Origin of the sequence: Leptolyngbya sp. ST-U4, assembly GCF_039962215.1 — a bacterium.
Lineage (GTDB): Bacteria > Cyanobacteriota > Cyanobacteriia > Elainellales > Elainellaceae > Leptolyngbya_A.
In genome coordinates, this window is sequence record NZ_JAMPKZ010000004.1 from 223587 (window position 1) to 241109 (window position 17523).

Annotated in this window: 15 protein-coding genes; 7 read left to right on the plus strand and 8 right to left on the minus strand. The window is 51.2% G+C overall.

What is annotated here, in order from left to right:
- Window positions 1-245 precede the first annotated feature (245 nt).
- The 4 genes from NDA02_RS10190 (at window position 246) to NDA02_RS10205 (ending at window position 4154) form a co-directional block, all read left to right on the plus strand.
- Window positions 246-1406: a Re/Si-specific NAD(P)(+) transhydrogenase subunit alpha gene (locus NDA02_RS10190; protein ID WP_190789877.1), complete on the plus strand. Its 1161-nt coding sequence runs from the start codon at window positions 246-248 to the stop codon at window positions 1404-1406.
- A 19-nt stretch (window positions 1407-1425) separates the two neighbouring features.
- The gene (locus NDA02_RS10195) at window positions 1426-1719 is read left to right on the plus strand and encodes an NAD(P) transhydrogenase subunit alpha (protein ID WP_190789878.1); all 294 of its coding nucleotides are present in this window, start codon (window positions 1426-1428) and stop codon (window positions 1717-1719) included.
- Window positions 1716-3119 carry an NAD(P)(+) transhydrogenase (Re/Si-specific) subunit beta gene (locus tag NDA02_RS10200; protein WP_190789879.1) on the plus strand — a complete coding sequence of 468 codons (1404 nt, stop codon included), beginning with the start codon at window positions 1716-1718 and terminating at the stop codon, window positions 3117-3119. Before NDA02_RS10195 ends, NDA02_RS10200 begins: the two co-directional genes overlap by 4 nt.
- Window positions 3120-3548: 429 nt before the next feature.
- Window positions 3549-4154 (plus strand): pseudouridine synthase, encoded by a 606-nt coding sequence (locus NDA02_RS10205; protein ID WP_190789880.1) that lies wholly within the window; start codon window positions 3549-3551, stop codon window positions 4152-4154.
- Here the strand turns inward: NDA02_RS10205 and NDA02_RS10210 are convergent.
- A complete protein-coding gene (locus NDA02_RS10210) occupies window positions 4137-5237 on the minus strand; it encodes an EI24 domain-containing protein (RefSeq protein WP_348254897.1) in 1101 nt (366 codons plus the stop codon). The two genes, NDA02_RS10205 and NDA02_RS10210, sit on opposite strands and share 18 nt — an antisense overlap.
- Before the next feature lie 288 nt (window positions 5238-5525).
- Between NDA02_RS10210 and trpS the strand changes: the two genes are divergently transcribed.
- On the plus strand, window positions 5526-6536 hold the full coding sequence (gene trpS / locus NDA02_RS10215; protein WP_190789882.1) for a tryptophan--tRNA ligase: 1011 nt from the start codon (window positions 5526-5528) through the stop codon (window positions 6534-6536).
- Between the two features lie 317 nt (window positions 6537-6853).
- Here trpS and NDA02_RS10220 read toward each other — a convergent pair whose 3' ends face one another.
- From NDA02_RS10220 to patD, 3 genes are all read right to left on the minus strand, one after another.
- Window positions 6854-7696 carry a cobyrinic acid a,c-diamide synthase gene (locus tag NDA02_RS10220; RefSeq protein WP_348254898.1) on the minus strand — a complete coding sequence of 281 codons (843 nt, stop codon included), beginning with the start codon at window positions 7694-7696 and terminating at the stop codon, window positions 6854-6856.
- 119 nt (window positions 7697-7815) lie between these two features.
- Window positions 7816-8436, minus strand: a complete 621-nt coding sequence (gene pyrE, locus NDA02_RS10225) for an orotate phosphoribosyltransferase (protein ID WP_190791156.1) — start codon at window positions 8434-8436, stop codon at window positions 7816-7818.
- Between the two features lie 202 nt (window positions 8437-8638).
- The gene (patD, locus tag NDA02_RS10230; RefSeq protein ID WP_190791155.1) at window positions 8639-9004 is read right to left on the minus strand and encodes a heterocyst frequency control protein PatD; all 366 of its coding nucleotides are present in this window, start codon (window positions 9002-9004) and stop codon (window positions 8639-8641) included.
- 519 nt (window positions 9005-9523) lie between these two features.
- On the opposite strand from patD, the gene NDA02_RS10235 reads away from it, so the two are divergent.
- On the plus strand, window positions 9524-11794 hold the full coding sequence (locus NDA02_RS10235; RefSeq protein WP_348254899.1) for a bifunctional (p)ppGpp synthetase/guanosine-3',5'-bis(diphosphate) 3'-pyrophosphohydrolase: 2271 nt from the start codon (window positions 9524-9526) through the stop codon (window positions 11792-11794).
- A gap of 5 nt (window positions 11795-11799) precedes the next feature.
- On the opposite strand, the gene NDA02_RS10240 is transcribed toward NDA02_RS10235, so the two are convergent.
- The 4 genes from NDA02_RS10240 to NDA02_RS10255 form a co-directional block, all read right to left on the minus strand.
- The gene (locus NDA02_RS10240) at window positions 11800-12684 is read right to left on the minus strand and encodes an HpsJ family protein (protein WP_348254901.1); all 885 of its coding nucleotides are present in this window, start codon (window positions 12682-12684) and stop codon (window positions 11800-11802) included.
- Window positions 12685-12762: 78 nt separating this feature from the next.
- Window positions 12763-14289: a family 10 glycosylhydrolase gene (locus NDA02_RS10245; protein WP_348248903.1), complete on the minus strand. Its 1527-nt coding sequence runs from the start codon at window positions 14287-14289 to the stop codon at window positions 12763-12765.
- A gap of 192 nt (window positions 14290-14481) precedes the next feature.
- Complete coding sequence (locus tag NDA02_RS10250; protein WP_190790021.1) at window positions 14482-15195, minus strand: calcium-binding protein; 714 nt, start codon at window positions 15193-15195, stop codon at window positions 14482-14484.
- 45 nt (window positions 15196-15240) lie between these two features.
- Complete coding sequence (locus NDA02_RS10255; protein WP_348248705.1) at window positions 15241-15687, minus strand: hypothetical protein; 447 nt, start codon at window positions 15685-15687, stop codon at window positions 15241-15243.
- Between the two features lie 1187 nt (window positions 15688-16874).
- Here NDA02_RS10255 and NDA02_RS10260 point away from each other — a divergent pair.
- A complete protein-coding gene (locus NDA02_RS10260) occupies window positions 16875-17522 on the plus strand; it encodes a sugar transferase (RefSeq protein ID WP_348254923.1) in 648 nt (215 codons plus the stop codon).
- Window position 17523: the final 1 nt, after the last annotated feature.

Here is a 17523-nt window from a genome sequence, read left to right on the forward strand (position 1 = left end):
CAATGTTTGTGAATAACCCTTCGCAAGGACGATCGATTTGCGTTACACGAGAGTAAATCAGACTCAATCGGATTCAAGATAATGGGGGTGGGCAGCCGTCCACCCTTCACCTGTAACAGGGGCAACTTCAAACGGCACTACCCATTACAAATAAACGTCATTGGTTGAAGTGCTTCACATTAAGCGTTTCAAGAAACTTGAGCAAACTGACGAGAGACAAAACCAAGTTGAGGAAGGAAGAATTCATGAGGATTGCAGTTCCAAGAGAGATTGAAATGGGAGAGCGGCGGGTTGCCCTGATCCCGGATACCGTGAGTCGTTTAACCAAGCAGGGGATCGAAGTCTGGATCGAAGCCGGAGCGGGAGAAGCCGCCTATTTCTCAAATGCGGACTATGAAAAAGCCGGAGCCACGATCGTCTTTGATCTAGAGGCACTCTGGGGGTCGTGCGATGTGCTGCTCAAGGTCAAACCGCCCCAGCGTCGAGAAGACGGACGGCATGAGGTGGATTTGCTGCGCTCGGGTGTAACGCTCATTAGCTTTCTCGATCCGCTTGGCAATCCAGAACTGGCAGGACGACTCGCCGATCGCCACATCTCTGCCCTCAGCATGGAGCTAATTCCGCGTATCAGTCGGGCGCAGAGTATGGACGCGCTTTCGTCTCAGGCATCGGTTTCAGGCTATCAAGCGGTTTTGATTGCAGCAGCAGCGTCGCCCAAGTTCTTTCCAATGTTGACGACGGCGGCAGGCACAATTCCCCCTGCCAAAGTGTTTGTGATCGGGGCAGGAGTGGCTGGTTTGCAGGCAATTGCAACTGCGCGTCGGTTGGGAGCGGTGGTCGAGGCGTTTGATATTCGTCCTGCCGTGAAAGAGGAAGTCCAGAGTTTGGGCGCGAAGTTTGTTGAGGTGAACCTGGAAGAAGACACTGTTGCCGCAGGCGGATATGCCAGAGAAGTGTCTGAGGTGGCGAAGCAGAAGACCCAGCAGGCGATCGCCGACCATGTGAAGTTATCAGATGTAGTCATTACGACGGCGCAGGTTCCCGGCAAACGCGCTCCGATCCTGGTAACGGCTGACATGGTGGCGCAAATGAAACCGGGGGCGATCGTGGTCGATATGGCAGCCGAGCAGGGCGGCAACTGTGAGGGCACAAAGGCAGGTCGCGATGTGGTCAAGAATGGCGTGACGCTGATTGGTCCCACGAATTTGCCTTCGTCGATGCCCGTTCACGCGAGTCAGATGTATGCGAAAAATTTGCTGACGCTGGTGCAGCATTTGGTGAAGAACGGTGAACTGCTGCTCAACTTTGAAGATGAAATTACTCGCGAAGCTTGTGTGACGCATGCAGGCGAAGTGCGCCATCCGCGAGTGCGCGAACTGTTGAATCAAATGGCGACGGTGGGTTAGCAAAAAGGATTCACAAAACATGACAGAAGCATTAGTTACAGGCTTAGTCGTCTTTACGCTAGCCGCCTTTATCGGGTTTGAAGTCATTAATAAAATCCCGCCAACGCTCCACACGCCGCTGATGTCTGGCTCCAATGCAATTTCTGGAATTGCGGTCGTGGGTGCGGTGCTGGTGGCAGGCGAACGTCACTGGAATCTAACGGTGATTTTGGGATTGATTGCGGTCATTCTCGCAACCATTAACGTCGTGGGTGGATTTCTCGTCACCGATCGCATGCTGCAAATGTTTAAGAAGAAGGAAGGCAACGCATGAACGAATTTCTCCCCTCAGCAATTCAGTTGAGCTATCTGGCTGCGTCTGCCCTGTTCATTATTGGCTTAAAACAGCTTGGTTCTCCGGCAACGGCTCGTCGGGGAAATGGGATTGCGGCGATCGGAATGCTGATTGCCGTCGTGGCAACTTTGCTGGATCGGCAAATTTTGAACTATGAAATGATTGCGGTGGCGATCGCGATCGGTTCCATCATCGGCATCGTCATGGCGCAGCGCGTTGAAATGACCGCAATGCCACAAATGGTGGGTTTACTAAACGGATTTGGTGGCGCAGCGTCCGCACTTGTTGCCGTGGGCGAATTCTGGAAATATCTGAATGGATTGGAACTCGTTCCCCTCAGCGAAACGATTACGATCGTCCTCAGTGTTTTAATCGGCGGCATTACCTTCACCGGAAGCTTGCTCGCCTTTGTCAAACTGGAAGGCTGGATCAGCGGTTCACCTATTACTTTTCCCTTTCAGCAGCCATTTAACCTGACGTTGCTGGCATTGTTCCTGGGTGCAAGCGGTTTATTGCTGTTTAATCCACACGATACCGTCACCTTTCTCATTCTCGTTGCCATCTCTCTTGTACTGGGAATTCTGTTCGTTTTACCGATCGGCGGTGCAGATACACCCGTGGTCATTTCCTTGCTCAACTCCTTCTCTGGGCTTGCTGCAAGTGCTGCCGGATTTGTGTTAACGAACAATATGCTGATTATTGCCGGAGCATTGGTCGGCGCATCGGGCATTATCCTGACGCAAATCATGTGTAAGGCAATGAATCGATCGTTGGCAAACGTCCTATTTACTGCCTTCGGTTCCGCAAAAACGGCTTCTGGCGGAAGTTCAGACGCATCAGGGGATCGAACGATTCACAAGATCGATCCCGAAGAAGGCGCGATGATGCTGGGCTATGCGCGATCGGTGGTAATTGTCCCCGGCTATGGCATGGCAGTGGCTCAGGCACAGCACACGGTACGCGAACTCGCAGACCAGCTTGAGCGACTGGGCGTAGACGTAAAATACGCGATCCATCCCGTCGCAGGCAGAATGCCCGGACACATGAATGTGCTGCTAGCAGAGGCAAATGTGCCCTACCCCAAGCTGCACGACATGGACGACATCAACCCAGAGTTTGAGCGAACCGATGTGGCTCTGGTAATTGGCGCAAACGATGTGGTCAACCCCGCCGCCCGTCACGATACCGCTAGCCCGATCTATGGAATGCCCATTCTCGAAGTTGATCGCGCTCACCATACGATCGTGATCAAACGCGGCATGAATGCAGGCTTCTCCGGTGTGGAGAATGAGCTTTTCTACAAAGACAAAACCATGATGCTGTTTGGTGGCGCAAAGGATGTGGTCGAACAGCTTGTCTCCAGCGTCAAGGACCTCTAGATCGAGCGTTAATCGACTTAAATTAATGCAACGGGGGTGCGATCGTCGTGCCCTCTTTTTTACTGTATTCTCTAGAAACAGTATTCTCTAGAAACTGTAGACAAATTGGCTCACGTAATTTTGACTCAAGTAATTCGACTCAAACAATGGATACGTCTTCCACAGTTCTCGATTGGCTAGCGGTGGCTTTTTACATCGGCTTCGCTGGCTTCATCATCTGGCAAGTTCTAACCAGAACAAACCGATAGCAGTGCTCTGCCTTTTCTGATTCTTAAACATACTCATTCTTCAACACACCCTGATCCAAACCCTTCGATCGCCTTCCCGATCATCGCTTTTATATTTGCCAAGATCAGAAAAGCTCTAGCAACCTATCACCAAACCGATAACTGATTCGTATATTCGATCGCTCACGTTCCATTCAATTCCATGCCTCAAATCAAGCCCCCTTTTTCCGGGGAGAACCGCTACCTTGTCTTCTTCAAACCGTTCGACGTTCTTTCACAATTTACAGACGAAACTGCCGTCGATCGTCTGACGCTCAAAGCTTTTATCCCAGTTCCCGATGTTTATCCGGTTGGACGGCTCGATCGCGATAGTGAAGGACTGCTGCTGTTAACCAGCGATGGCGGCTTTCAGCATCGCCTGACCGACCCAAAGTTTTCCCATCCGCGCACTTATTGGGTGCAGGTGGAGCGAATTCCCGACGAGGTAGCCCTGCAAAAACTGCGATCGGGCGTGAAAATTCAGGACTACAAAACTCGTCCGGCTCAAGTGCGTCTGCTGGACACCGAACCCGATCTGCCGCCTCGCGATCCACCCATTCGCTTTCGCAAAACGATTCCCACAGCCTGGATCGAAATGACGCTGACCGAAGGCAAAAACCGCCAGGTGCGACGCATGACCGCTGCCGTTGGTTTTCCCACGCTGCGATTGGTGCGAGTAGCAATCGGTCAACTCCGCCTCCAGGGACTCCAACCCGGAGAATGGCGCGATTTAACTCCAGAGGAACGAGAACTAGCCTTCCGGCGATAGCTTGCGCTCCTCAGTTTTTTCAGAACGATACCAGGGCAAAATCCGATCGCAAAAGAATAGGGTTCCTGCCGCCACGCAAACCGGAATCGCCAGCAAATTCACAAACGGAATGCTCACCAACACCAGACAGACGATCGCAAACCCTGCGCTACCGGGTAGACTCCGCCCAACAATTCCCAATTTCTGACGAAACGAAGGACGACGCCGCTCCACCGCAGAATCCAGAAAATCAAGACAGACGATCGTATCCGCCAAGATAATACCGCCGATCGTTGCAATTACTGTACCGATGCCGGGAAAGAAATTGAGCAAAAAGAGCGGTAGACCAAAGACGATCGTGAGAATTAGCTTGTTGAGTTCGTAGGTGATTGCCCGCCCGATTTCTGTCAAGAAACTAACGTTCACCGTTCGGAGTTGTCCAGTTTTGAGAATTTCAATTTCTTCTGACAGCTTGCCGTACCAGGGCGCACCCAGCAGCACCCCAAACTGAAGCAGCACAAAGCCCGTCAGCAGCAGCAGAATTACCGTCAGCAGCCCCCGCAGCAAAAACACAAATAGCCGCAGCGTTTCTCCCGGCACGGCATTGAGCCACTGAAGTAGCCAGTCGGGAAGGCGTACAGCAGGTAAATTAATTTGCCATTGGGGAAACTGCCACTGCGGAAACTGCCACTGGGGAAGTCGCCAGTCAGGAAGCTGAATTGCCGGCAAAGCAATCTGCGGTAAAGGAATATGAGGCAAATACGCGGTCAAATCAGGCAATTGAATCGGGGGCAAATGGACTGAAGGCAGATCAACCTGGGCGATCGATCCCCCCACCTGAGACAACTGCGCTAGCCATCCGGGAATCCCTGCAATCAGCGCATCAATTGCCCAATATCCTGCCGAGAGCAGCGCAGCATACAGCGTCACGCCCAGCACCAGATTGATCACGATCGGAATCAAGATAAATTTCCGCAGTTGGGGCAATTTGGCAAATAGCCAGACAGCTCGAAGCGGATAGGATGCACCTGTGATCATGCTACCGGGTCCGCGATCGATGGGCGGCACAGCGGAGATAGGTTGGGAGTTTGGCTGCTGAGTCATCGTTATACGGTTTTCTGCCTATATCACTATCAATCACTACCAATTCGACTATGACCTGGAAGCAATGTGCCCTGGAAGACCGACGATCGCTTCCCAGCCTGATATCTTGAGCTTAAATCAGGTGAAAGATTGTTAATGCAGCCTTCGGGCTGCTTTTTTTTGGGCAATCAGCTCTCTTTTGCAAAAGAATTTACTCAAAATCTAGCTCATAACGTTCCACCGAAACCACTGCATCTGGTCGCGATCGGGCAGAATAAATAGAGTATGTAAGGGGAATTGGGAAACGTTATGGGTAAGCCGCGTGTGCTTTCAGGAATTCAGCCGACGGGTGAACTGCATCTAGGCAACTATCTGGGGGCAATTCGTAACTGGGTTGAGATTCAGCAGGACTATGACAGTTTCCTGTTTATGGCTGACCTCCACGCGATCACCGTGCCCCACGACCCCACTCAGCTTGCCACAACGACTTACAAAGTGGCAGCGATGTATATGGCTTGCGGCATTAGCCTGGAGCACGCCACCATCTTTGTTCAGTCCCACGTTCCTGCCCATACGGAACTGGCATGGCTGTTTAACTGCATCACGCCCTTAAACTGGCTCGATGACATGGTGCAGTTTAAAGAGAAAGCGATTAAGCAGGGAGAAAACGTCAGTGCTGGGCTGCTGACCTATCCTGTTTTGCAGGCATCAGACATTTTGCTGTACGAGCCGGACAAAGTACCCGTTGGCGAAGACCAGAAGCAGCACCTGGAGCTAACTCGCGACATTGCCGCCCGACTGAACTACCTCTACGGCAAAGAAGACCAACCGATTCTCAAACTGCCCGATCCAATGATCCGCCGCGAAGGGGCACGGGTGATGAGCCTTACTGATGGCACGAAGAAAATGTCCAAGTCCGATCCTTCGGATGCCAGCCGCATCAATCTGCTCGACCCCCCCGACGAGATTCAGCGCAAAGTTAAACGCTGCAAAACTGACTCGGTACGCGGACTTACCTTTGATGATGCTGATCGCCCCGAATGCCACAACCTGCTGTCGCTCTACATGATCCTGTCAGGACAAACCAAAGAAGCCGTCGCCGCTGAATGTACTGATATGGGCTGGGGACAGTTCAAGCCCCTGCTGACCGACACCTTGATCAACGCACTCCAACCTATCCAGGAGAAATATCACGCCATTATGAACGACAAGGGCTATCTAGAATCGGTGCTGCAGCAGGGACGAGAAAAGGCAGAGTCGATCGCCAATGTCACTTTGTCAAAAGTCAAAGACGCGCTGGGATATTCTAAACCCCTTTAAGGAATGGTTTGAGGAATCTTAGAGATTTTGATTGCCCCCTAGATCCCCTATTCATAGGGACTTTGAAATTTGTAGAAAGCTCAGTTTCTCCCAGCATGGAATGACGGTGAGCAAACTGGCGATCGACATACCCAAGCTTCTCAGTCCCAAGCTTCTGAGTGAACTGCCCCCAGCCTCAAATTCTAAGGAAACTCAAAGTCCCCACCGATGGGAGATTTAGGGGGTCGCAATGCCTAAAACGAAGCTTATTTCGCTGTAGGGATACGATCGCCACAATTGGACACTAGGAAGTTTGGGTAACAGCCTCAACCCTCCTCCTACAGCAAAAGACTATCTCCTTCCGGCTCAAAAATCAGCTCATAGTCAAACGCAAGCGAATTGGGATGGCGAATTACCCCAAATCCAAATTGAGAAGTGCGATCGGCAGTAAAAGTCGCAATCACCAGTGCCAGCAGCTTCTTTTCAGGAATGTTGGGCTGCTGCACAAAGTAACTGCGTTTCGCAAAAAATACGCCCTCGTCCTTGGGGACAATAATGCCGTTAATCCGGTGGGCGTGCTGAATCGGCTTGATGAGATTCTGAATAAATTCTTCCTGGTTGCGCTGGAGGCGATAAAGCCGCTCATGCTGACACCAGCTCATTTGAAACATCATCTTCAGCAATTCAAATCCCAGGATGTAGTTAAAGACGTGATTGCCTTCCTCGCTACTGAGGACAAGCTTCAGCGCGGATTGAAGATATAGATCGGGCTGCCTGCGCGTATCCTGTGCTGAATGAACATAGAACTGACGAATGTAGGTGCGTAATACGGCTTCTGACAGGTCAGTCTCAATCCGAAAGTCGCGCAAGTATTGCTTGACGCGCTGCCTCATTTCCTGATCTTCTAACTTTTTAGACACCACGCCATCTGCGGTGTAGTCATCCAAAAATTCTGCCTGTGCTTCGGAAGATGCCGCGCAAATTAAATGACAGAGCGAAAGCACGTAGCGTCGCTGTTGCCAGGGCAAACTCTCCACCCAGTTTCGAGCCGGGGTCGGCAGCTTGCTGAGGATCGCATCATGAAAGCCATTGTTCAGGGTCAGTAAACCTGCCTGGTGAACAAACTTCGGCCCATCTGATTGCGGTAGATCGGGGGTGAATGGGGGGGGGAACGAGTTCATGAACACTCAGTGCGGGCAGGGTTGGTATGCCTGCTAGAATGCCCGATCGAATTTTGAAGTTCCCTCCGCAAATTCACTAGTTTTTGTGGCCTGAAATCTGCCCTGAGAATCAACCTGAATCAGGCTTGTCGCTTTGCCCAGTGCTGCTTGATGTCCTGAATGGAGAAGATGGTTTGAAAGTCGAGCTGCTGCTGCTGATAAAGTTCCGCGCCACCCTGATGCCGATCGACCAACGAAATTACCTGCGTGACCTGATAGCTCGCTTGCCGAAGCCGATCGACTGCTTTCAGTGCCGATTGTCCAGTTGTGACCACATCTTCTAACACCACAACCGGGCTTCCTTCTGGCAGGGGCAATCCTTCAATGTATGCCTGGGTCCCGTGTCCTTTAGCTTCCTTGCGAACAATGAGTGGCGCGATCGATCGTCCGGCATAGGCGGCTGCTACACTCGTTGCCGACACGATCGGATCAGCTCCCAGGGTCAGTCCGGCTACGGCGATCGTTTCCGGCGGCAGCATCGACAGCACGACCCGACCCACTGCCACGCCCCCCAGCGGATGCAGCGTCACCTGCTTGCCGTTGATGTAATACTCGCTGCGTTGCCCGGAAGACAGCACAAAGTCGCCTTCACGATAAGCAAAGTCACAGAACAAATCCAGCAAATATTGCTTGAGTTCGGGCAGGTCTGCTTGCGTGACCAGGGTAATGGCTTCGGAAGAGGCGATCGTCGATTCGCTCATTGATAGATTTAACGTGACTGGTTGAGAGATTGCTTATTTACTGTCCCACACATTTGCCTCGTACAGCATTGCTTAATCCCAGTCTGAACTCGCCCCCAATCTTTCACAGCTTAGAAATTCCCAAATCTCAAAGTTCCCTAGAGAATTGGCCTCCTGAGGGGGCACCAACGCTATCAAACTCATCCCTTCATGTCCGTTCCATTCAACCGTCCGTTCCAGTGGATTGTCCCAGCACGACCTCGCAGTATTGCCTCAAGAGTGTCAACCGATCGCCAATCTGCTTCTGTCGCTGGCTTGCGGTCGAAGGCTGTCGAGCCGCCTTCAGAAACAAAACATCCGTTGAGAGCAGGCGAAACTGCTTGGCAATCTCGGTTTGGATTGACTGAAGCTTAGTGGCGATCGGCGGGTTGAGGGCATCCAGATCCAGGGGCAAGATCTGTTGATGAAAGATTTGCTGTGCAGCTTCGACTTCGGCAGTGGTGAGTTCTCCCTCATTAGTTAGGTCGATCAAGCGATCGATTGATGCCTGTAAAGCGAGAAAAGGTTGACGGTATTGTTCAGTTAACATTCGGTTTTGTCGTTTCGGTGAGGATGCCCTTCTTTGGATAGAAGTAAAATGTGTCGCAGTATGCACCTTAATAGGTTAAAGTAGTGTTAAGCTTCCTGGTCGCTTCTTTATCAATTTCCTCTTATCCTTAAGAGTAAGAGATAGACTCCTTTCCCGTTTCCACCTGCCGTACTGGTTTAGCAATCTGTATCAGCGGCTTGTTGCAGTCCATGATCAAGTCTTTGATCAAGTCATTGCTTTAAGTCATTAGCTGTAGCCCCGATTACAGCGATTTGTAAACTTGGGGTGGGCAGTTTAATATTTTTCCTTAACAATCTTTTGACAGACCTCAAAACAAATTGTCGATCGCTGGTCGTTTCATTAGCGACTTGCCACGATCGGTCAGTTTCTCAGTTTGAGCAAGCACGTTGGAGCAATATTCTGCTTCAGCAACCCACCTTATTTCAAATTGGGTACGATGGCGTAAAATTACGCAATCATCCACCCTTAGCCCCTTTACCCGCACTCAGGGCTTAACCTATGAATGTAGCCATCGCCACGCTTCCCACTGATATTGCTTTACCCAACTGGCTTGAGGATTGTTTGACCGAGCATCAATCGCCCCTTGCCTGTGCTGAACCCACTCCCACGCCCAATGATATTTCGCTTGTTTGTCAGGCATTTGAGTTTGCCTACTGTCTACATCAGGGGCAAAAGCGGGCTTCGGGAGAACCTTACATTGCCCATCCGGTCGCCGTTGCGGGATTACTGCGTGATCTGGGGGGCAGTGCGCCGATGATAGCGGCAGGGTTTCTGCATGACATTATCGAGGATACGGATGTCACGGGCGAAGAGCTAGAGCGGCGATTTGGCGCAGAAGTGCGGCGGCTCGTGGAAGGCGTCACCAAGCTTTCTAAGTTTAATTTCTCCAGTAAGACGGAGCGGCAGGCAGAAAACTTCCGGCGGATGTTCCTGGCGATGGCTCAGGATATTCGCGTGATCGTGGTCAAGCTTGCCGATCGCCTGCACAACATGAGAACGCTAGAACACCTAACTGATGATAAGCGGAGGCGCATTGCCCTGGAAACACGAGAAATTTTTGCGCCGTTAGCGAACCGCTTGGGGATTGGACGGTTTAAGTGGGAATTGGAGGATCTGTCGTTTAAATATCTGGAGCCGGAGGCATACCAGCAGATCAAGCAATTGATTTCTGATAAACGAACTGATCGCGAAGCCCGACTGGAAAAAGTGGCAGAAACCCTGCGGGAGCGGCTTGATCAGCTTGGAATTCACTGCTATGACATCAGCGGTCGCCCAAAGCACCTGTACGGCATTTATCAAAAGATGCAGCGACAGCAAAAAAGCTTTGAGGAAATCTACGATATCGCGGCAGTGCGGGTAATCGTGGGAACCAACGATGAATGCTATCGTGCCTTGGCAGTAGTGCATGATGCCTTTTGTCCGATTCCCGGTCGCTTCAAGGACTATATTGGTTTGCCTAAGCCCAACCGCTACCAGTCGCTGCACACGGTGGTGATCGGCACAACGGGTAGACCGATCGAAGTTCAGATTCGCACGCTGGAAATGCATCACGTTGCCGAGTACGGAATTGCCGCCCACTGGAAATACAAGGAATCTGGCAATAGCCACACGCGCCTTTCAACTGACGACGAGAAATTCACCTGGCTGCGGCAGTTGCTCGACTGGCAAAACGATCTAAAAGATGCCCAGGAATACCTGGAAAGCGTCAAAGATAATTTGTTTGCGGACGATGTTTATGTGTTTACGCCGAGCGGAGACGTGGTCGCGCTGGGGCAGGGCGCAACGCCTGTGGATTTTGCCTACCGAATTCATACCGAAGTGGGCAATCACTGTGCGGGGGCAAAGGTGAACGAGCGAATGGTAACGCTGGATACTGTTCTGAAAAACGGCGACATCGTAGAGATCATCACCCAGAAAAACTCCCACCCCAGCCTCGACTGGCTCAACTTTGTCGTAACGCCGGGGGCACGTAACCGCATTCTTCAGTGGTATAAGCGATCGCACCGCGACGAAAACCTTCAGCGCGGACGTGAAATGCTGGAGAAAGAAATGGGCAAGCGCGGCTTTGAAGCTCTGCTCAAGTCCAGCCCGATGCAGGCGGCGGCAGAACGCTGTAATTATCAATCCGCAGAAGATTTGCTAGCGGCTCTAGGCTACGGAGAAGTCACGCTGAATCTGGTTCTGAACCGTTTGCGTGAGGCAATCAAAGCCACCCAGCCGATCGCCCCCGCTACCCCCACCGAAGAAGTCAAAACCCTGCTGCTGCCGTCCAATTCAACCAGTGCCCCTGCTCAGCCACGCGGCAAAGAATCGCCGATCGCTGGAGTCGAAGGATTGCTGCACTCGCTTGCTAAGTGCTGTAACCCCGTTCCGGGCGAACCCATTATCGGTGTAGTGACACTGGGCAGTCGCGGCATTTCGATTCACCGTCAGGGCTGTAGCAATACCGAATCGGTTCCGGGCGATCGCTTGATTCCGGTAAGCTGGAACCCGATAGACGATCACCATGCCCGTCCGCAAACTTATCCGGTCGAGATTGAGATTGACGTGATCGATCGCGTGGGTGTGCTGAAGGACATTCTTTCCCGCCTCAGCGACTACCGCATCAACGTTCGCAGTGCCCAGGTGAAAACGATTCCCGGGCAAACTGCGAAGATTAATCTGGGAATTGATATTGTGGATCACTCGCAGCTAGAGCGAACCTTCACCCAAATTCGCAAAATGAGCGATGTGATCAAACTGCGCCGAATTAGCGAGGTTGCTGAGTAGGCTGCTCAACTTCCTGGTTTAGGCTTGGGCTGCACTCGCGATCTTGCCTGCCGCTTCTTCTGATTCTTCTGAGGCGCGCCCATACCCGTCCAGGCAATGACCCCATAGCCGCTTGCCAGCGTCAGTGCAGTCAAAATCGTATGAATTCGCAGCTTGCGGGTTTCTGTTGTGATGCGATCGCGCTCCTGCTGCTGCTGGGTTTTGATTTGCTCAATTCCAGTCTGTTTTGCCTTGGCTAGCTCTTGCTCTAGCAATTGGGGCTTGTCCTGCACGCGCTCGGTAAGCTCGAGGAGCTGCTGGAGTTCGGTTTGCTGTCCTGGCAACAACTGGCTCCGCAAGGGGTTATCTGCGTTATCGGTATCCTCAAGCTGTGCCTGAAGTTCCTGCCGTCGAGCAGCGTCAGACAGCAAAAGATTAATCTGCTCTCGTCTTTCGCTCAGGCGATCGCTCAACTCCTGTTCTGCCTGTTCTGCCTGTTCGTTAAGCTGGCGGGTAGTGGCAGCACTGGCAATTCGACTGCTGTTGAAATAGAGGGGAGCCAGTAGCGCGAACAGCACACTATAGCAGCAGGAAAGAAAAACGACCCCAGAGAACCATCGCGGCTTGGCAGGCTTCCTTTTTTTGCCAGCAGGACGATCGGAAGGCATACCGCCCGCCGAAACATCAATCCACGCGCCGAGCAGCAGCAGGGCAAATCCTATAAGTGGAATTGTGCCGCGCAAAACCCAGTCTCGAATCAGCATTGTCAGCCACGCCTGATCGAGAAAACTGGGCGGCACGACCAGGATCAGGCAATCAACGATCGACCCAATTACCATTAGTCCTCCCGCCAGTTTCAAGATCAGCGCAGCATAGGCAGGAGGAGATAAAGGGGATAAAGCAGCTTTCATAGGGGGTTTGGTGGATGGATAAGCATCCTTTAACGTTCCCGGAAGCAGCTTAGAGTCACCAGGCGATTGGGGATTAGATTAGCGCAACTGGCAAAACTTTCGATCGCGATCGTACTGGGGTTCCTGCCAGGAAAAAGCAAAATGGCTGATTTCGTTAATTTGGGGTGTGGCAGCACGGATTGCCTGCATTTGCGCTTCTAAAGAAGGACGACCGTTAATCGACTGTCCCCAGGTTCCCGCCAGTGCAGGCTGAATTCTGGCTTCCGATGGGGCGGATGACAGCACCCGCTGAACTTGCTGCACGATACAGTCCACTGTGCCGCAGGTTGCGTAGGACATGGGGTGCCATTCGATCGAATTGGGAAAGCGATCCCAGGGTTGCAGGCGCGAGTCGTAGCCCTGTGTGCCCACCGTTTGATTGCCGTCCGGGAAGAAAACAGCTCCGGCGGGGATTTGCCGCTGCTGCACAGGCTGAATTGCCGCCGTCAAGAAGTCCAGCACACCCTGCATCGCATGGGCAACACTCAGCCGCCAAAGCTCAGACTGTAGACTGGCGATCGGTGTTGCCTGAGCCGAAGTGCGACCCTGCCAGAGGGGAATCGGTTCCTGGGGATAAAGGGAATTGACTGCATTCAAATCGCCTGTGGTAACAGAACCTTGCGCTAGAAAGCGACGAATCAATTCCTGCCCTTTTCGGTTCTGGGCACGTTGCAGAAGAGCAGTTTGGGCAGCGGGTCCATAAATCCACAAATCCTGAACGCGACTCGCCACCGAGGCAGCACCCGATCCTCTGGGGTAACGAACATAGTCAAACAGCACCCCATCGGGACGACGTTGCAGCACTGCTTGAAGCAAAGCGGCGTATTCTTGCTTTGCCTCTGGACTGTAGGGATCGATAAAGGCTTCGTTGGAGCTGGATGACCCGATCGCATTGGCAGCTCGCTGCATAATGCTCGTTTCACCACGCCCGTTGAGGGCAAGAACCTGCTGTGCCTGAGGACGCTGCGTGTATCGATAGCCGAAATTGAGTGTAAACATCCAGGCATACACTTTTAGCCCGCGCTGCCGCCCTTTGACGATCGCCTCTGCTAGCAAATCTCGATTTTCATAGCCGGGGGTGCGAATCACCGAATTCCAAACTGTACGATTCTGTGCCGCAGGCAGCAGCACCTGACCGTCATAAAACACCTCGACGTAAACCTTGTTGTAGCCGCGAGCGACAATGCGGTCGAGCACTTCCTCCAGAACGCCGTTCATCGCATCACAGGGATAGAGCCGCAGCCAGATTGCCTGAGTTTTGAGCCAGCTTTGACTGCGACAGCGAATGAGCTGCTCCGCGTGCTGCTGAATCCGATTCTGGTAGGCTTGCTCTGCGGCTTTGTCGCCCCGCAGTCCTGCTTGGTGAAGCTGCGTGGTTTCGCCAATCTCCGTCGGGGTGAGCTGACAGTAGGGATCGCTCTGCGCCTGAGCAGCGATTCCACCGAAGGACTGGAGTCCAATTCCGGTAAGGCAGGCGAGCAGGAACAAAGGCAATTGGCGCGAGGCGAAGCGGCTCCCTTTCCGATAGGGGAATCGTAATCGGGTGAAAGCAGGGAAATGGTGCATGGGACAGATACGTTCAACAAGGCGATATCAACAAACAGGCAAAGCTTAACTCAGATCTGCGACGCCTGCTGCTGCCTTGCCCTATTCTCTAAACAAACACAAATCCTCGTTCGAATCCGGTAATGTTGTCCCCCTGCACGATCGCGATAAGCCCAGGCTGGATTTGCCCTGCGGTTAGAAAAATTGCCCTTCCTAAAGCGATTGGGGTGGGGTCGAATAGTCTGCTGCCCTGCCTTTAAGCTGGATGACATCATTTTGGGCGAAGCTGAAGTCTCTAATCAGGGCATAGTCCGCGATTCCGTCACTGTTTGCCTGTCGATCGTTATAAAACACTTGGTTGGAATTGCCTAGAACGAAGCGATCGGCTCTCTGGTTGATCAAAGGACTGAAGTTGGGGCTTTGATCTCCGATCAGTTCATCGACTTCCTCCATTCCTGGAAAAGGACAATCGGGATTGCCTCCCGTCAGCATATCGCTGCTATAAAGCTGGTCGTTTCCGGCGTCGCCTTGAATGCGGTCGTCTCCCGTACCCCCCTGCACAACATCGTTGCCTGCTCCGGCAGTAATTTCATCGTTGCCTGCTTCGACACTGAAGTAAGGAGGCATAATTTCGCGAATGCCGATCCGATCATCACCTGTCCCACCCGAAAGCAAGTCGTCTCCGGGTCCGCCAAAGATTTGATCATTCCCAGCATTACCATACATGCGGCCATTGCCGATCGCCTCAAAGCTCATCCGCAATTGAAATAAATTGCCAACAAAATCATCGCCGTTGCCGCCTCGCAGTTCATCATTGCCCTCGCTGTCGAGCAGTTGATCGTTGCCGCTGCCGCCAAAATAAAAATCATCGCCTGCATCCAACCCAACTCGATAGGGGCTGTATTTGGTAGTACCAGCCCAGCACATCGTTACCCTGCCCGCCAAAGAGCCAATCTGTACCGTTGCCTCCGCTCAGACGATTGTTGCCATTTCCCCATCCATGAAATCGTCGCCTGCGTCCTGCCCAAGGATGCCGATGCTCGCTTCCATATAATCCCCAAGGACATCATTGCCATTTTCGCCCAGCAGAAAATCATGACCGTCGCCACCACTCAACCGATCGTTTCCCTCACCACCGATTAGAAAATTTTGGCTGGGATCACCATTCAGGTGATTATCTCCTTCACCGCTAATTAAAACATCTTTGCGCTCACTGCCCTCCCAAGAAGAACTACGCTCTGCGCGATTCTCTGCTTGATTAAAAACATCATTGTCTACGAGAAAGACTAGCCTGGGATCATAAATAAACTTAAACAACACGTCATTTTCTAGTAATTCGTAGGAGGCAATCCGATTGACAAGATTTGAATCGCGGTCAGAAATATTATTTAATTTTTTATCAATAATTTGGTTTTTCATTGGAGTATTTTGAGTAACTTAATAGCAAACAAAATAAGACAAAGTTAACATTTGCTTTAATCATAAAAGTTGTTTGATCCACGAAATAAAGCTGTAAAAATAAGTTATTAAAACTGGCCGAATTCAACTTGCCTGACTGCTCTGTGGGGCGATCGCTTTTTGCAGAAGTCCTACGTTAAGAACCCGCCACTTTTGCTGCCGCCAGAATTGACAGCACCCAGCAAGGAGATTAACTAGAAATATGACCAGAGACAATCTTATGCAGCAGCAGTCTTGCTTAGCGTTTACTGCGCTGGGGTTTAATGCAGAACTTTCCAGAAGACATCACTGAAGAGAATGACGAAGCAAAGTTTATTGATCCGCTAGCATTGCCGATTCTATCAGTGGCTCTCTAGGGAAGTTTCTCTGGAAAAATTTAGGAGCTGTTTCTACTTCAAAAGAGATAGTTTGAAAATTATTTTTGTATTCGAGTAAAGTCGGCATCAATCAATGTTGAGGCTGATGAGACGATTTATTCATTCATAGATTACGTTATTTCAGCTAATTTCACTAAAACAAACTAACTTTATTGATAGCTACGCTTGCTAAATTTATACTTAGTTAAATTTATACCTAACTTAATAAAAGCCCTATCTAAAGTAGCTCACAATAGAATTTCTGTAAAACTGTCTCTTGGCAGGTGATGCTTGCTACTGAAATCTTAGACAATGGGACAGCAATACTTGACTATTTCAGGCAAAAAGCCAAGATAAGGAGCCAAAGGAACTGGAATAAAAGAACTGGAACAACGAAGACATCGAAAACATCGGTTAAATGAGCTAAATCGGAGCTAGGCTGGGCAAATCGCTATGGGTAAAGCCGATCGCAGAGCAGAGGCAGGACTGGTTATGCCCAAGGTTAGATGACATTAGATGACAAAGTTACAAAGCGGCTGGCATTAAATCGAACACAGTTACCCTATTGCCTGCGTGTTACTCGATCGCCTCCGCTCTAAACCAGAACTTCAAATTCGAGTCCAATCTCCAAAGTTTCAGAGAACTTTCAGTGAAATCACTGGTTAGTCCCGTTCTTCTCCTTGTATAGTTCTCAGTATTATTAACTAGTTCGCAGTCGTTCACTGCAAGACGTACAAACGAACAGTCATGGTTTTATCTGACGCTTTCAAAGATCTTTCCCACAAGCAGTTAATGCTTGCTGATGCCTGCGATTTGCTGAATCCGCAAGGGGTTCATCCCTCCGTGGATAGCATTGCAAAGCGTTGTCTGGACATTCTGGGTGCGCTCGTGGGATTAGGAATTACCGGGGCTGTTCTCATCCCGCTGGTTGTGGCAATGCAAATTGATAGCCCTGGCCCAATCTTTTATAGCCAGGTGCGTTGTGGGCTACACGGTCGTCCGTTTCGGATCTGGAAATTCCGCTCAATGGTGGTGGGAGCCGATCGCCTGAAGCATCTGGTCAACAACGAAGCCAAAGGCAATATCTTTAAAAACCGCAATGATCCCCGCGTTACGCGAGTTGGGCGATTTATTCGGCGCACTAGTCTGGACGAATTTCCTCAGTTCTGGAACGTACTGAAGGGCGAGATGAGCCTCGTTGGAACTCGGCCCCCTACCGTTGACGAGGTAATGAAGTATGAACCACACCATTTTCAGCGATTGCTGGTGAAGCCGGGAATTACGGGCGAGTGGCAGGCAAACGGTCGCTCTCAGGTCGAAAACTTTGAAGAAATTGTGGAGATGGACATTGCCTATCAGCAAAAATGGTCTTTCTTCTATGATGTCAAGCTGATCTTCAAAACCATCCAGGCCGTCTTTAAGAAAGAAGGAGCGTATTGAG

Coding starts and splice junctions, on each gene's coding strand:
- NDA02_RS10190 (WP_190789877.1), top strand. CDS start 246: ATGAGGATTGCAGTTCCAAGAGAGATTGAAATGGGAGAGCGGCGGGTT.
- NDA02_RS10195 (WP_190789878.1), top strand. CDS start 1,426: ATGACAGAAGCATTAGTTACAGGCTTAGTCGTCTTTACGCTAGCCGCC.
- NDA02_RS10200 (WP_190789879.1), top strand. CDS start 1,716: ATGAACGAATTTCTCCCCTCAGCAATTCAGTTGAGCTATCTGGCTGCG.
- NDA02_RS10205 (WP_190789880.1), top strand. CDS start 3,549: ATGCCTCAAATCAAGCCCCCTTTTTCCGGGGAGAACCGCTACCTTGTC.
- NDA02_RS10210 (WP_348254897.1), bottom strand. CDS start 5,237: ATGACTCAGCAGCCAAACTCCCAACCTATCTCCGCTGTGCCGCCCATC.
- trpS (WP_190789882.1), top strand. CDS start 5,526: ATGGGTAAGCCGCGTGTGCTTTCAGGAATTCAGCCGACGGGTGAACTG.
- NDA02_RS10220 (WP_348254898.1), bottom strand. CDS start 7,696: ATGAACTCGTTCCCCCCCCCATTCACCCCCGATCTACCGCAATCAGAT.
- pyrE (WP_190791156.1), bottom strand. CDS start 8,436: ATGAGCGAATCGACGATCGCCTCTTCCGAAGCCATTACCCTGGTCACG.
- patD (WP_190791155.1), bottom strand. CDS start 9,004: ATGTTAACTGAACAATACCGTCAACCTTTTCTCGCTTTACAGGCATCA.
- NDA02_RS10235 (WP_348254899.1), top strand. CDS start 9,524: ATGAATGTAGCCATCGCCACGCTTCCCACTGATATTGCTTTACCCAAC.
- NDA02_RS10240 (WP_348254901.1), bottom strand. CDS start 12,684: ATGAAAGCTGCTTTATCCCCTTTATCTCCTCCTGCCTATGCTGCGCTG.
- NDA02_RS10245 (WP_348248903.1), bottom strand. CDS start 14,289: ATGCACCATTTCCCTGCTTTCACCCGATTACGATTCCCCTATCGGAAA.
- NDA02_RS10250 (WP_190790021.1), bottom strand. CDS start 15,195: ATGTGCTGGGCTGGTACTACCAAATACAGCCCCTATCGAGTTGGGTTG.
- NDA02_RS10255 (WP_348248705.1), bottom strand. CDS start 15,687: ATGAAAAACCAAATTATTGATAAAAAATTAAATAATATTTCTGACCGC.
- NDA02_RS10260 (WP_348254923.1), top strand. CDS start 16,875: ATGCTTGCTGATGCCTGCGATTTGCTGAATCCGCAAGGGGTTCATCCC.